The organism is Micromonospora sp. NPDC005299, from assembly GCF_042872345.1.
Lineage (GTDB): Bacteria > Actinomycetota > Actinomycetes > Mycobacteriales > Micromonosporaceae > Micromonospora.
In genome coordinates, this window is the sequence record NZ_JBIAKG010000001.1 from 319,447 (window position 1) to 332,542 (window position 13,096).

Consider the following 13,096-nt stretch of genomic DNA (forward strand, 5'->3'; position numbering starts at 1 on the left):
CGTCACGAGGACGCCGTGGACGGGTTCGTGATCGCCGTCGACCGGGGGCGCTACACCTGCGTGTTCCCCGACGCCGGGCCCGACTCCCCGACCGTGACCGCGATGCGGGCCCGCGAGTTGGGCCGCAAGTCGGTGGTGGTGGGCGATCGGGTGGGCCTGGTCGGCGACACCTCGGGCGCCGCCGGCGCGCTGGCCCGGATCGTCCGGATCACCGAACGCCGCTCGGTGCTGCGGCGGACGGCGGAAGACGACGCCACCACCGCCGAGGGGCGGCTGGAACGGGTGGTCGTGGCGAACGCCGACCAGCTCGTGATCGTCAGCGCGCTGGCCGACCCGCCGCCCCGCACCGGGTTCATCGACCGCTGCCTGGTGGCCGCGTACGACGCCGGCATCGAGCCGCTGCTCTGCCTGACCAAGGCCGACCTGGCCGGCCCCGAGACGGTGCTCGGCTACTACACCGAGCTGGAGCTGCCGTACGTGCTGATCCGGCCGGACTCCGACCTGGCCGCGCTGCGCGCGCTGCTCGCCGGGCGGGTCTCGGTGATGGTGGGGCACTCCGGGGTGGGCAAGTCGACGCTGGTCAACCGCCTCGTCCCGGAGGCCGACCGGGCGGTCGGCACGGTCAGCGCGATCGGCCGGGGCCGGCACACCTCGACCAGCGCCGTCGCGCTCGGGCTGCCCCCGCTCGCCGACGGCGAGCCGGGCTGGATCATCGACACCCCGGGCGTACGCAGTTTCGGGCTGGCGCACGTCTCCGCGGAGAGCCTGCTGCACGGCTTCCCCGACCTGGTGGAGGCGACGGTCGACTGCCCGGCGAACTGCCAGCACACCGCCGAGGAGGCGGACTGCGCGCTGGACGCCTGGGTGGCCGCCGGCAAGGCGGACCCGCGCCGGCTGGCCTCGTACCGCCGGCTGCTGGCCTCCCGCAGCGGCGAGGGCGACCCGCGCGAGCCCGAGCGGAACCCGGGCGACCCGCTCGCCGGTTCCTGACCGGCGGAACCCGGGCCACCCGCCGGTCATGGCGACACGGGCGTCGCTAGCGTGTCCGGCATGACCGGGTACGCCGACGACCTCGCCCTCGCCCACCGGCTCGCGGACACCGCCGACGCGGTCGCCACGGCCCGGTTCCGGGCCCTTGACCTGCGGGTCGAGTCGAAGCCCGACCTGACCCCGGTCTCGGACGCGGACACCGCCGTGGAGCGGGAGATCCGGGCCCTGCTCGCCGCCCACCGGCCCGGCGACGGCCTGCTCGGCGAGGAGTACGGCGAACTGCCCGCCACCGGCACCAACGGGCGGCGCTGGGTCGTCGACCCGATCGACGGCACCAAGAACTTCGTCCGGGGCGTACCCGTGTGGGCCACCCTGATCGCGCTGCTGGAGGGTGACCGGCCGGTGCTCGGCCTGGTGTCCGCCCCGGCGCTCGGCCGGCGCTGGTGGGCCGCCCGCGGCACGGGCGCCTTCGCCGGCCCGGACGCGGCGTCCGGCGCGCCGATCCGGGTCTCCGGGGTGACCACGCTGGCCGACGCCAGCTTCTGCTACTCCTCGCTGACCGGCTGGGAGGAGGCCGGCCGGCTGGACGCGATGCTCCAGATCATGCGGGACGCCTGGCGCAGCCGGGCCTACGGCGACTTCTACGGCTACATGCTGCTGGCCGAGGGGGCCCTGGACGTGATGGTGGAGCCGGAGCTGTCGCTCTGGGACATCGCCGCGCTGGTCCCGATCGTCACCGAGGCCGGCGGCACGGTCACCGACCTGGCCGGGCGGCCGTCCCCGGCCGGGGACGGCTCGGGCGAGCAGAGCGCCGTCGCCAGCAACGGCGCGCTGCACGACGACATCCTGGCCCGGCTCGGCCGGCCGGCCGAGCGCTGACCCGCCGGTAACCTCTATCCTCGCCAGGTGGTGTCCTCCGGTTGGTGCTTCCTGGCGGCGATGATCGTCGCGTACGGCTTCGCCAATCTCCTCCAGTCGGTGGCCGCGGCGCGGACCACCGTGCAGCACACCTTCGACCCCGGGCTGCTGCTGCGGTTGGTCGGGCACCGGACCTACCTGGTCGGGCTCTTCTGCCAGGTGGTCGGTTTCGTGCTGGCCTTCCTGGCCCGCCGGGACCTGCCGCTGTTCCTGGTCCAGGCCAGCGTGGCGGCCGGGCTGGGAGTGACCGCCGTGCTCGGCGTGCTGGTGCTCAAGTGGCGCCTGCCGGCCACCGAGGTGGCGCTGCTGGTGCTGCTGTTCGGCGGGATCATCGCGCTGGTGCTGGCCGCCGAGCCGGCGCCGTCCCGGCAACTCGGCACCGCCGGGCTGGTCGGCCTGGCGGTGGCGCTCGGGGTGATCGCCGTGCTCGGCTTCTTCGCCGCCCGGCTGCACGGGGCGCCCGGCTCGGTGGCGCTAGGCTCGCTGGCCGGGATGGCGTTCTCCGCCGCCGCGGTGGCGGCCCGGCCGCTCGCCTCGGCCGACTCGGCGGAGGCGTTCGTCCGCGACCCGCTGCTCTACCTGCTGATCGCCCACTCGGTGGTCGGCCAGCTCCTGCTCGGCCTGGCCATGCAGCGCGGCTCGACCACGGCCGCCGTGGCCGCGATGGACGCCGCCGGGGCGGTGCCCGCGGCGATCATCGGCCTGCTGCTGCTCAACGACCGGATCTGGCCGGGCCGGGAGTGGCTGGCCGGGGTCGGCTTCCTGGCCACGCTGGCCGCGGTGGTCGGCCTGACCCGGTACGCCGAGCCGCAGCACCACCACGCCGTGGCCCGGACCCGGGAACCCTCCATGATCGGCGCCGGCTCGGCCGTCCGCGCCCGGCGCTGAGTCAGGCCGCCTCGACCGGCCCGCGCTGGTCGGCGGCGACCTCGACGGGGCGCGGGGCCTCCACCGCCGGCTCGGCCGGCTTCCGGCGCCCGATCACCCGCTCGTAGAGCCGCTCCAGCGCGCCGGCCGTCCGTTCCCAGGTGTAGCTACACCGGACCCGGTCCACCGCGGCGTGCCCGTACGCGAACCGCCCGGCGTTGTCGGCGAGGATCCGGCGGAGGGTGACCCCGAGGGTGCGCACGTCCCCGGGCGGCACCAGCTTGCCGGTCACCTCGTCGACCACCGCGTCGGCGATGCCGCCCATGGCGTAGCCGACCACCGGGACGCCGCAGGCCATCGCCTCCAGCGACACCCGGCCGGCCGACGAGTAGTGCGGGGTGCAGGCGACCACGTCGGCCGAGCGGTACCAGGTCGCCATCTGGTCGTGCGGGACCGCGCCGACCAGCTTCACCTGATCGCCCACCCCGGTCCGCTCGGCCAGCTCGCGCAGCCGGCGCGCCTCGGCGTGGTCGGCGAGCTGCTCGGCCGGCGGGCCGCCGGCGATCACCAGCTCGGCGTCGCCGACCAGCCGCATGGCCCGGATCAGGTCGTCCTGGCCGTGCCCGGCCGCGAGCCCGCCGACGGAGAGGATGCGGGCCCGCTGATCGCGGGGGGCCGCCTCGCCGTCCGGGTGGAACTGCGCGGTGTCCACCCCGGTCGGCACCATCGCCACCGCGGTGCGCTGGAGTCCCATGCGGGTCAGCTCGTCGACCTCGTCGTTGCACTGGGCGACCGCGATGTCGACGGCCCGGGTCAGCGCCCGTTCCAGCGGGATGCGCTCCCCCGGCCCGTCGTACCCCCGGCCCAGGTGGCGCAGCTGCTCGACGCCGAGGGAGTGGAAGGTCTGCACCACCGGGATCTCGGTCTCCCGGACGGCGTGGGCCGCGGCCAGACCGCCGACCCAGTAGTGCCCGTGCACCACCTCGGGGGCCCAGTCGTCGGACCACCGCTGCGCCAGCCAGCGACCGAACTCGGTGACGTACGGCACCAGCTCGGCGGTGGGCAGCGGGGCGGGCGGGCCGACGGGGACCCGCTCCAGGTGGTAGCCGTCCATCTCGACCGACTCCTGGCCCCGCGCGTCGCGGCGTTCGTACACCCGGACGTCGTGGCCCCGTGCGGCGAGTTCGGCCGCCACCCGCGCGATGTGCTGGTGCGTCCCGACGGTGGGACCGTCGACGGACGGGCCGGCGTGCGCGCACACAAGGCCGACGCGCATGGTGCACCTCCATGCGTTTTCGCGAGCGGTGGGTCCTCCGGTCAGAGGGTCCCATTAACCCGGCCCCGGTGCGCCGAAACCTGGCAGATCGGGAGCGGACCGGGGGACCGTCGCACGGATGGGACAGCGCATGGCCCGGTCGGGTTCGTGGCAATCTGCCCCGTTCGGGCGCGCGGCAACAGTGATCCGGGCGACTCCGGCGGCATGACCCGGCCGGACCGGGGGTACCGGCGGAGAATGCCTCTCACCCGCAGCCTCGACGACGCCACGGTCGTGATCACCGGCGCCTCCAGCGGGATCGGCGCGGCCACCGCGTACGCGCTGGCCCGCCGGGGCGCCGACGTGGTGCTGGCGGCCCGGACCGAGGAGGCGCTGCGCCGGGTCGCCGACCGCTGCCGTGAGCTGGGCGGGCGGGCCCTGGTGGTGCCGACGGACGTGACCGACCCGGAGGCGGTGGAGCGGCTCGCGGCGCGGGCGGCGGCCGAGTTCGGGCGGATCGACGCCTGGGTCAACAACGCGGCGGTGGGCACCGTGGGGCTCTTCGACGAGATTCCGGTGACCGAGTTCCGCCGGGTGGTCGAGGTGAACCTCCTCGGCACCGTCCACGGGACCAGGGCGGCGCTGCCCTGGCTCGACGCGGCCGGCGGCGGGGTGCTGGTCAACAACGCCTCGGTGCTGGCCGAGGTGGCCATGCCGTACCAGTCGGCGTACAACGCCACGAAGCACGCCATCCGGGGGCTGGCCGACACCGTCCGGCAGGAGCTGCGGGTCACCGGCCGGGGCCACATCTCGCTCTGCACGGTGCTGCCGGCGAGCATCGACACCCCGTTCTTCCGGCACGCCGCCAACCACACCGGGCGGGAGCTGACCCCGCCCCCACCGGTCTACCCGCCGGACCTGGTGGCCGGGACGATCGTCCGGCTGCTGCGCCGGCCACGCCGCGAGGCGTACGCCGGGGGCGCGGCGCGGCTCATGGGGATCCAGTGGCGGCTCGCCCCGGCCCTGGCCGAACGGGCGCTCGGCTGGTACGCGGCGCGCACCCAGTTCGGCCCGGGCGTACGCCTGGACGCCACCGGCAACGTGTTCCACGCCGACGCGGCGGCGGAGCGGACCGACGGTTGGCAGGGCCGGCGGGCGCAGCTGATCCGGCTGACGGCGGCCTTCGGGCTGGCGGCTGCCGGCACCGCGGTCGGCACCATGGCGGCGATGAGCCGGCGTTCGCGGACGGACCGCTGATGGGTCCCGCCGACCGGACTGATGCGCGACGGGGGGCGGCCATGCACAATGGGACGATCATGCCGACGGACGTGCGCTGCCTGGTGGAGACCGACGAGTCCTCCGCGGTCGTCCGGCTGACCGGCGTGCTGGACCAGGCCGGGCTCGACGCCGTCCGGGGGGCGCTGCTCGCCCGGCTCTGGCAGCGGCCGGGCGCGGCGATCGTCGATCTGTCCCGGGTGCGGATCGCCGACCCGGCGGCCCGGGACGTCCTCGACGAGGTGCACCGCGTCGCGGTCGACTGGCCCGCCGCCGGCCTGCTGGTGTTCGACCCGGCCGGCCAGCCGAACGGCGCCGCTCCGGTGCACCGGTCCCTCGACACGGCGCAGGCCGCGCTGCGTGACGCGCCGCTGGCCGCGGTGCTCGCCGCCGACCTGCCCCCGGTGGTGGCGGCGGCCCGGGAGGCGCGGGCGCTGATCACCGAGGGCTGCGCCCGGTGGGGCGTGCCGGAGTTGGCCGAGCCGGCCTCCATCGCGGTCACCGAGATGGTCAACAACGTGGTGGCGCACGCCGGAACGCCGATGACGGTCCGGGTGGCACCCCAGGACAGCGCCCTGCACCTGGCGGTCCGGGACCACTCCGGCCGGCGGCCGGCGTACGCCGGGCTGGCCCCGGTCACCTCCACCGGCGGCCGGGGGCTGCTGCTCATCGACACGGTGGCCCGGCGCTGGGGCAGCACCCCACTTCCGGACGGCAAGGTGGTCTGGTGCGTGCTGCACGCCGAGGATGAGGCCCCGCTCCGGAACTGAGGACCCTTTTCACCCCGTTTCTCCCGATCCACCCCGCCGGTTGCGGTTAATCGGGCGAGCGCAGTGGGTAGATCCCGGTCATGCGCGACGACGAGTTCCCCACCCCCGTGTCCGACACCGAGGCGAACGGCCTGCCCGGCACCGCCGACGACGACTCCAGCGCCAACGACGACGTCCTGACCGGGCGCGAGGCCGACGGGCCGGAGCCGGCCCAGCTGCCCGGCGACCGCACGCCCGTGGCCGTGGACCGCTTCGGCACCACCGCCGAGGAACAGCTCGACGGCGAGTCGCTGGACTACAAGCTCGACCGCGAGCAGTACGAGCGGCCCGCCGACGACCCGCTGGCCGGCACGGTGGATCCGGACATCGCCGCCGAGGCGGACAGCGAGGAGGCCGCCGCGCAGGCCCAGCTCGACGCCGACGTGATCGACCCGGGCCCGACCTCCGACCCGCACTCCCCGGTCTCCCTCTACGACCACGGCCAGCTCGGCACGGTCGCCGACCACCAGGTGGGGCGGCTGGTCGAACCGGACGAGGGCGCACACACCGACCAGGAGACCGACAACGTCGCCTACGACGCCGGCGCGGCCGGAGGCGGGGCGAGCGCGGAGGAGCTGGCCGTCCACGAGACCCGGCCGCCCGAGGCGAGCTGAGCCTCAGTCGTCCAGGCCCCGCTCGATCGCGTACCGGGTCAGCTCGACCCGGTTGTGCAGCTGGAGCTTGCCGAGCGTGTTCTGCACGTGGTTCTGCACCGTCCGGTGGGACAGCCCGAGCCGCTCGGCGATCTGCTTGTACGACAGGCCCTTCGCCACCAGACGCAGCACCTCGGTCTCCCGCTCGGTGAGCCGGGGTGCCTCGTCGTGCGGGGCGGCCGGCGCGGCGGCCAGCCGCCGGTACTCCCCCAGCACCAGCCCGGCCAGGCTCGGGGTGAAGACCGGCTCGCCGGCGGCCGTGCGGCGCACCGCGTCCAGGAACTCGGCCGGCGCGGCCGACTTCAGCAGGTAACCGGTGGCACCGGCCTTGACCGCGTCCAGCACGCTCTGCGGCTCGCCGCTGGCCGACAGCATCAGCACCCGCACCTCGGGCAGCACGGCGCGCAGCCCCTGGATCACCTCGACGCCGGAGACGTCCGGCAGTTGCAGGTCGAGCACGACCACGTCGGGGCGGGCCGCCGCGGCCACCCGGACCGCCTGGCGCCCCTCCCCGCTGGTCGCCACCACCAGGTGGCCGGCCTCGGTGAGGTCGCGGGCCACGCCCTCCCGCCACATCGGGTGGTCGTCGACCACCATGACCCGGATGCTCACCGGCCGCTCCGCGACACGGTCAGCTCGATCTCGGTGCCGGCGCCCGGGGCGGAGACGATGCGCACCTCGCCGCCCAGGTCGGCCACCCGGCCCCGGATCGACTGCACCACCCCGAGCCGGCCCTGCGCGGCCGCCTCGACCAGCCGCCCGTCCGGGATCCCCGGCCCCTCGTCGCGTACCGAGACGGTCACCGTCTCCCCCTCGTCCTCGATCAGCACCCAGGCCCGGCCGCCGGCGTGCCGGGCCACGTTGTCCAGCGCGGCCCCGACCGCGGCGGCCAGTTCGCCGGCCACCCGTGCGGGCAGCGGCACCGGGGTGGCCGGCGCGGCCACCTGGACGGTCGTCGAGGCGTACCGGTCGAGCAGGTCCCGCAGGTCCCGGGCGTCGCCCGCGCCGTCCGGCGCGCCGCCCGCGCGGCCGATCAGCATGCGCAGCGCGGACTCCTGCTCGCCGGCCAGCCGGGCCAGCTCGGCGGCCTCGCCGTCCAGGTCCGCCCCGCGCCGCCGGACCAGCGCCAGCACCTGGAGCACCGAGTCGTGGATGTCCCGGGCCAGCCGCTCCCGCTCCCGGGTGGCCGCCTCCAGCTCCACCGCCCGCTGCAGCCGCGCCTCGGCCTCCACGGCGAGCCGGGCCACGTGCCCCACCACCACGCCGGCCAGCAGCATGAGGATCACCCCGGTGAGCGAGGACTGGCTGATCCGCTCCCGGGTGGCCAGGTCGGTCCCGCCGAGCACCAGCGCCGCCACCGCGCCCCGCCGCCGGCCGCCGGAGACCGCCCAGGCCAGCACCGGCCCGGCCAGCCAGGCGACGGTCAGGGTGGGCACGCCGGAGGCGAGCGCCGCGCGGCCGACCACCCACGGCGTGGCCAGCATGATCGCCAGCACCACGCCGAGGTCGGCCAGGAGCAACGGCCAACGCCGTCCGGCCGGGCGTGCGTAGCCGGCCGTGGCCACCCCGCTCCAGGCCAGCATCCCCAGGAGTACGCCGCCGGCGGCGACCGGGTGCGCGTAGCGGTCGGCGTCGCGGAGCACCAGCACGGTCACGTACGCCAGCGAGGCGAAGCGGAACACCGCGATGGACCGCCAGAGCGGGACCTCCAGGCCCCCGGGGGACGACGGCATGCGGGACACCCTGTCACAGCCGCCCACCGGCCGCCCGTGAGGTGCGGCGCGAGAAACCCTGACGTACGGTGGAAATGCCGCGAAAATCACCGAGAGCCATCGCCGGGACGGGGCCATGACAAACGCAGAACCCCCCGCACCGCGTACGGTTGTGCCCATCGAACCTTCCCTCCTCATCGCCGAGGCCTTCAACCAGGCCCAGGTGACCGAGCTACGTCATTCGGTCACCTCGTGCTCCCACGCGGCGGGGTTGACCGGGCAACGGCTGGACGACTTCGTGCTGGCGGTCAACGAGCTGATCACCAACGCGGTCCGGCACGGCGGCGGCCAGGGCCGGCTGCGGCTGTGGCGCCGCCCCGGCGAGCTGGTCTGCGAGGTCGCCGACCACGGCCAGGGGATCAGCGTGCAGCGGCTCAGCGACCGCGCCCGGCCCGCCCCGGACACCGCCGGCGGGTGGGGCCTCTGGCTGGCCCGGGAGCTGAGCGACACCATGGCGGTGGAGACCGGCGAGGCCGGCACGATCGTCCGGATCACGGCGGCGCTGGCCGCCCAGCCCGTCACCCGCCCCGCCGACGACTGACCGGGCGGCCCGCGTCCGGCCTCAGCCGAAGAGGGCGCTCACCGACTCGCCGTTGTGGATGCGTCGCATCGCCTCGGCCAGGGCCGGCGCCACCGAGAGCACCTCCAGCTTCGGCACCCGCTTCTCCTCGGGGATCGGCACCGTGTTGGTGCAGACGACCTCCAGCACCCCGTCCTGCTCGCTCAGCCGCTTCAGCGCACCGCTGGAGAACAGGCCGTGGGTGCAGGCCAGCCGGATCGAACGGACCTGCCGCTCGCGCAGGTGGCTCATCAGCTCGATCACCGTGCTGCCCTTGGCGATCTCGTCGTCCAGCACGATGACGTCCCGGTCCGCCACGTCACCGATGATCGTGCTGATCTGCACCCGGTCGTCGCTGTACCGCTGCTTCGCGCCGGCCGCCACCGGCGTGCCGAGCATCCGGGCGAACGCCGCCGCCTCCTTGGCGTTGCCCAGGTCCGGCGAGACCACGACGGTGTTGCTCAGGTCCTGGCCCTGGAAGTGGGCGGCCAGCTCGCGCAGCGCGTGCAGGTGGTCCACCGGCACGCTGAAGAAGCCGTGCACCTGCGGCGAGTGCAGGGTCATGGCGAGCACCCGGTGCGCGCCGGCCGAGGTGAGCAGGTCGGCGACCAGCCGGCCGCCGATGGAGATGCGCGGGGCGTCCTTCTTGTCCGACCGCGCGTACGCGTAGTGCGGCAGCACCACGGTGATCCGGCCGGCGGACGCGCCGCGGGCCGCGTCGATCATGAGCAGCAGCTCGACCAGGTGCTCCTGCACCGGCGGCACCAGCGGCTGGATGAGGAAGACGTCGCGCTCCCGGCAGTTCGCCTGCAACTGCACCTCCAGGCAGTCGTTCGCGAACCGGGACACCCGTACCGGGTGCAGGGGAACGTCGAGGTGGGCACAGATCTCGGCGGCGAGGTCCGGGTGGGCGGTCCCGCTGAACACGGCAATGTCACGCACGTCTGCCGATCGTACGGATGGATCGGGGCGCGGCGGTGGACCCTCCCGCGTGCCTCAGGCCCAGCGGTTGCCGGTGAGCTTCTCGTAGACCTCGACGTAGCGGGCCCGGGTCGCCTCGACCACCTCGGCCGGCACCTCGGGGGCGGGCGGCTGCCGGTCCCAGCCGCTGCTGGTGGCCCAGTCGCGCACGTACTGCTTGTCGAAGGAGAACTGGGCGCGGCCCGGCTGGTAGGACTCGGCCGGCCAGAACCGCGACGAGTCGGAGGTGAGCAGCTCGTCGGCGAGGATCAGCGTGCCGTCCGGTGCCCAGCCCAGCTCGATCTTGGTGTCGGCGATCAGGATGCCCCGGTCGGCGGCGATCTCCGCACCCCGCCGGTAAACGTCGATGGTGATCTGCCGCAGCCGCTCGGCGGTTTCCGCCCCCACCTTGTCGACCACCTCGGCGTAGGTGATCGGCTCGTCGTGCTCGCCCTTGGGCGCCTTGGTCGACGGGGTGAAGATCGGCTCGGGCAGGATCGACGCCTCCACCAGGCCGCGGGGCAGCTCGACGCCGGAGACCGTGCCGGTGCGCTGGTACTCGGCGAAGCCGCCCCCGGTGAGGTAGCCCCGGGCGACGCACTCGACCGGGACCATGTCCAGCCGCCGGCAGCGGATCGCCCGGCCGGCGAACTCCGCCGGCACGTCGGTGGCCGAGATGACGTGGTTCGGCACCAGATCGGCCAGCTGCTCGAACCACCACAGCGACAGCGCGGTGAGCAGGCGGCCCTTGTCCGGGATCGGGGTCGGCAGCGCCACATCGTAGATGGAGATGCGGTCGGAGGCGACCAGGATGAGGTCCTCGCCGTCGGCGTAGACGTCCCGAACCTTGCCCGAGTGCAGAAGTTCCACGGCGCTAGTACACCATGGGTGACGGCGGCCCCCGGCCCGGCCACCGGCCGTCCCGTCCCCACCGGCGTTGACACCCCCGCCCGGGGCCTGTGTAAATGATCCGTCCGCAGCAGCCGCCCGCACCCCGGGAGAGACCCGTGCGCGCACCGCAGTCCGTACCCCGCCCCGGCATCGACCGGCGGCGGCTGCTCGGCGCGCTGACCGGGCTGCCGCTGCTCGCCGGCGGGCTGGCCGGCTGCGGTCCGGAGCAGGAGGAGACCCCGGTCGAGGACGGCCCGGTCGAGCTGTCGGTGTTCTGGTGGGGCGGGACCCGCCGGGCCGAGGCCACCGAGAAGGCGCTGCGCCTCTACTCGCAGCAGAACCCCCGGGTCAGCTTCCGCGTGACCTGGCAGGGGCTGGCCGGCTACTACGACCGGCTGGCCACCCAGGCCACCGGGGGCAACGTGCCCGACCTGTTCCAGATCGACGACACCCTGCTCACCGAGTACGCCCGCCGGCAGATCGTCCTCGACCTCAGCAGCTGGGTCGCCGACAACCGGCTCGACCTGCGCGGCCTGCCCGAGCACCTGGCCCGGTACGGCCGGGTGGACGAGCGGACCGTGGCGGTGCCCGCCGCGCAGACCAGCGCCGCGCTGGTCTACAACCGCGACCTGCTGCGCCGGCTGGGGCTGCCCGAGCCGCACACCGGCATGTCCTGGCGGGAGTACGCGCGGTGGGCCGCCCGGGTCACCCGCGCCTCCGGCAACCGGGTGGCCGGCACCATGGACCCGTCGGGCGACTACCGCGCGCTGTGGCTCTGGCTGCGTGGCCAGGGCAGCGAGCTGTACCAGGGGCGGCAGCTCGGCTTCAGCTCCGGGGAGCTGCTGGACTGGTTCGAGTTCTGGGAGGTCGCCCGGTACGACCGGGCCACCCCCAGCGCCGCTCTGGTCGAGCAGGCGGACAGCGGCGAGCTGGCCCGCCAGCTCGTGGTCACCGGGCACGCGGCCGCGTCGTTCGCCTGGTCGCACCAGCTGCCGGAGCTGCAACGGCTCAGCGACGACGAGCTGGGCCTGACCGCCTTCCCGGGCACGCCGGCGGCGCAGTGGCCCCGCGCGTCGATGTACTGGGCCGCCTACCGTGGCAGCCGCCACCCAGCCGTGGTGGTCGACGTGATCAATTTCCTGACCACCGACGTGGCCGCCGGCCGGATCCTCGGCATCGAGCGCGGCGTGAACGCCGCCGTGCCGGTCCGCGCGTTCGTCGTCGACGGCGTCACCGACCGCACCGAGAAGCGGGTGGTGGCCCTCGGCGCCGAGCTGGACGAGCTGGCCGGGCCGGCGCCCGCGCCACCGCCGAAGGGGCACGCCAAGGTGCGTACCCTGCTCATCGACGCGGCCGAGAGCATCCGCGCCAAGCGCTCGGGCGCCCGGACGGCGACGTCGCGGTTCATGGCGCAGGCGACCGCCGCCCTGGCCGAGTGAAGGCCGCCCGCCGCGCCCGGGGGCGCGGCGGGCGGACCGGTTCCCGTCAGCGCGGCGGGCCGCCGCGCCGGCCGCGCATCAGGCGCAACACCAGCAGCACGATCACCACGACCACCACCAGGCAGCAGAGCAACCCGAGGAAGCCGAAGCCGCCCCGGGACCGCCGCCGGGCGGCCTCCACCACCAGCTCACCCGTACCCGTGGAGGCCCAGGCCGCGACCGGCACGAACACCGAGAGCGCGACCGCACCGAGGACCGCGCTGAGGCGGCCCCACCATCTGTTCCAACCAGACATGTCCTCATCCTCGCCGAGAGGTGCAACCGCGGCAGGACGGACGGGCCGGATCACGTAGCCCGGAGACGGTGAAAGGCCCCGGAGTTTCCTCCGGGGCCTTTCGTGAACGAGTAGCGGGGACAGGATTTGAACCTGCGACCTCTGGGTTATGAGCCCAGCGAGCTACCGAGCTGCTCCACCCCGCGTCGGCTTGTACAGCCTATCTCATGTCCGCCGTGGAGATCAGCCGGGTTCCCCGATCCCGCCGCGCCGAGCCGGGCCGGGCAAGGCGAAGGGCCCCGGAGCGAACTCCGGGGCCCTTCGTGAACACGTAGCGGGGACAGGATTTGAACCTGCGACCTCTGGGTTATGAGCCCAGCGAGCTACCGAGCTGCTCCACCCCGCGTCGGCTCGTTAACCGTAGCGTACGGCCC

At 74.9% G+C, this 13,096-nt stretch carries 13 protein-coding genes, 2 tRNA genes and 1 pseudogene; 8 read left to right on the top strand and 8 right to left on the bottom strand.

Translation table 11 applies throughout. The features are described from left to right. The first annotated feature begins 60 nt into the window (after positions 1-60). The 3 genes and pseudogenes from rsgA (at position 61) to ACFYPD_RS01560 (ending at position 2,903) form a co-directional block, all read left to right on the top strand. On the top strand, positions 61-990 hold the full coding sequence (gene rsgA, locus ACFYPD_RS01550) for a ribosome small subunit-dependent GTPase A (protein WP_387109125.1): 930 nt from the start codon (positions 61-63) through the stop codon (positions 988-990). Positions 991-1,050: 60 nt separating this feature from the next. Continuing rightward, positions 1,051-1,869, top strand: coding sequence for a histidinol-phosphatase (hisN, locus tag ACFYPD_RS01555; RefSeq protein ID WP_387107574.1), 819 nt, complete (start codon positions 1,051-1,053; stop codon positions 1,867-1,869). Positions 1,870-1,929: 60 nt separating this feature from the next. After that, positions 1,930-2,903: pseudogene (locus tag ACFYPD_RS01560) on the top strand (hypothetical protein). Here the strand turns inward: ACFYPD_RS01560 and ACFYPD_RS01565 are convergent. After that, positions 2,798-4,051: a glycosyltransferase gene (locus ACFYPD_RS01565; protein ID WP_387107576.1), complete on the bottom strand. Its 1,254-nt coding sequence runs from the start codon at positions 4,049-4,051 to the stop codon at positions 2,798-2,800. The pseudogene ACFYPD_RS01560 and the gene ACFYPD_RS01565 overlap by 106 nt on opposite strands. 237 nt (positions 4,052-4,288) lie before the next feature. Between ACFYPD_RS01565 and ACFYPD_RS01570 the strand changes: the two genes are divergently transcribed. The 3 genes from ACFYPD_RS01570 to ACFYPD_RS01580 all read left to right on the top strand — a co-directional run bounded on the left by ACFYPD_RS01570 (position 4,289) and on the right by ACFYPD_RS01580 (position 6,728). Beyond that, positions 4,289-5,287: an SDR family oxidoreductase gene (locus tag ACFYPD_RS01570; RefSeq protein WP_387107579.1), complete on the top strand. Its 999-nt coding sequence runs from the start codon at positions 4,289-4,291 to the stop codon at positions 5,285-5,287. A gap of 59 nt (positions 5,288-5,346) precedes the next feature. Next, on the top strand, positions 5,347-6,075 hold the full coding sequence (locus ACFYPD_RS01575; protein ID WP_387107581.1) for an ATP-binding protein: 729 nt from the start codon (positions 5,347-5,349) through the stop codon (positions 6,073-6,075). Between the two features lie 80 nt (positions 6,076-6,155). Beyond that, positions 6,156-6,728, top strand: a complete 573-nt coding sequence (locus tag ACFYPD_RS01580) for a DUF5709 domain-containing protein (protein WP_387107583.1) — start codon at positions 6,156-6,158, stop codon at positions 6,726-6,728. Between the two features lie 3 nt (positions 6,729-6,731). Here ACFYPD_RS01580 and ACFYPD_RS01585 read toward each other — a convergent pair whose 3' ends face one another. Then, positions 6,732-7,364, bottom strand: a complete 633-nt coding sequence (locus ACFYPD_RS01585; RefSeq protein ID WP_387109128.1) for a response regulator — start codon at positions 7,362-7,364, stop codon at positions 6,732-6,734. A gap of 11 nt (positions 7,365-7,375) precedes the next feature. After that, positions 7,376-8,500: a MacS family sensor histidine kinase gene (gene macS, locus ACFYPD_RS01590; protein ID WP_387107585.1), complete on the bottom strand. Its 1,125-nt coding sequence runs from the start codon at positions 8,498-8,500 to the stop codon at positions 7,376-7,378. A 115-nt stretch (positions 8,501-8,615) separates the two neighbouring features. On the opposite strand from macS, the gene ACFYPD_RS01595 reads away from it, so the two are divergent. Beyond that, positions 8,616-9,080, top strand: a complete 465-nt coding sequence (locus ACFYPD_RS01595) for an ATP-binding protein (protein WP_387107588.1) — start codon at positions 8,616-8,618, stop codon at positions 9,078-9,080. A gap of 21 nt (positions 9,081-9,101) precedes the next feature. Here ACFYPD_RS01595 and ACFYPD_RS01600 read toward each other — a convergent pair whose 3' ends face one another. After that, positions 9,102-10,040: a ribose-phosphate diphosphokinase gene (locus ACFYPD_RS01600; protein ID WP_387107590.1), complete on the bottom strand. Its 939-nt coding sequence runs from the start codon at positions 10,038-10,040 to the stop codon at positions 9,102-9,104. A gap of 54 nt (positions 10,041-10,094) precedes the next feature. Further along, positions 10,095-10,928, bottom strand: a complete 834-nt coding sequence (locus tag ACFYPD_RS01605; RefSeq protein ID WP_387107593.1) for a phosphoribosylaminoimidazolesuccinocarboxamide synthase — start codon at positions 10,926-10,928, stop codon at positions 10,095-10,097. Positions 10,929-11,065: 137 nt separating this feature from the next. On the opposite strand from ACFYPD_RS01605, the gene ACFYPD_RS01610 reads away from it, so the two are divergent. Then, a complete protein-coding gene (locus ACFYPD_RS01610) occupies positions 11,066-12,388 on the top strand; it encodes an ABC transporter substrate-binding protein (RefSeq protein WP_387107595.1) in 1,323 nt (440 codons plus the stop codon). A gap of 46 nt (positions 12,389-12,434) precedes the next feature. Here ACFYPD_RS01610 and ACFYPD_RS01615 read toward each other — a convergent pair whose 3' ends face one another. The 3 genes from ACFYPD_RS01615 to ACFYPD_RS01625 form a co-directional block, all read right to left on the bottom strand. Continuing rightward, positions 12,435-12,683 (bottom strand): hypothetical protein, encoded by a 249-nt coding sequence (locus ACFYPD_RS01615; protein WP_357938388.1) that lies wholly within the window; start codon positions 12,681-12,683, stop codon positions 12,435-12,437. A gap of 111 nt (positions 12,684-12,794) precedes the next feature. Further along, positions 12,795-12,868, bottom strand: a tRNA-Met gene (locus ACFYPD_RS01620). A 126-nt stretch (positions 12,869-12,994) separates the two neighbouring features. Then, positions 12,995-13,068: transfer RNA gene (locus ACFYPD_RS01625), tRNA-Met, on the bottom strand. Positions 13,069-13,096 lie beyond the last annotated feature (28 nt).

Coding starts and splice junctions, on each gene's coding strand:
- hisN (WP_387107574.1), top strand. CDS start 1,051: ATGACCGGGTACGCCGACGACCTCGCCCTCGCCCACCGGCTCGCGGAC.
- ACFYPD_RS01565 (WP_387107576.1), bottom strand. CDS start 4,051: ATGCGCGTCGGCCTTGTGTGCGCGCACGCCGGCCCGTCCGTCGACGGT.
- ACFYPD_RS01570 (WP_387107579.1), top strand. CDS start 4,289: ATGCCTCTCACCCGCAGCCTCGACGACGCCACGGTCGTGATCACCGGC.
- ACFYPD_RS01575 (WP_387107581.1), top strand. CDS start 5,347: ATGCCGACGGACGTGCGCTGCCTGGTGGAGACCGACGAGTCCTCCGCG.
- ACFYPD_RS01580 (WP_387107583.1), top strand. CDS start 6,156: ATGCGCGACGACGAGTTCCCCACCCCCGTGTCCGACACCGAGGCGAAC.
- ACFYPD_RS01585 (WP_387109128.1), bottom strand. CDS start 7,364: ATGGTGGTCGACGACCACCCGATGTGGCGGGAGGGCGTGGCCCGCGAC.
- macS (WP_387107585.1), bottom strand. CDS start 8,500: ATGCCGTCGTCCCCCGGGGGCCTGGAGGTCCCGCTCTGGCGGTCCATC.
- ACFYPD_RS01595 (WP_387107588.1), top strand. CDS start 8,616: ATGACAAACGCAGAACCCCCCGCACCGCGTACGGTTGTGCCCATCGAA.
- ACFYPD_RS01615 (WP_357938388.1), bottom strand. CDS start 12,683: ATGTCTGGTTGGAACAGATGGTGGGGCCGCCTCAGCGCGGTCCTCGGT.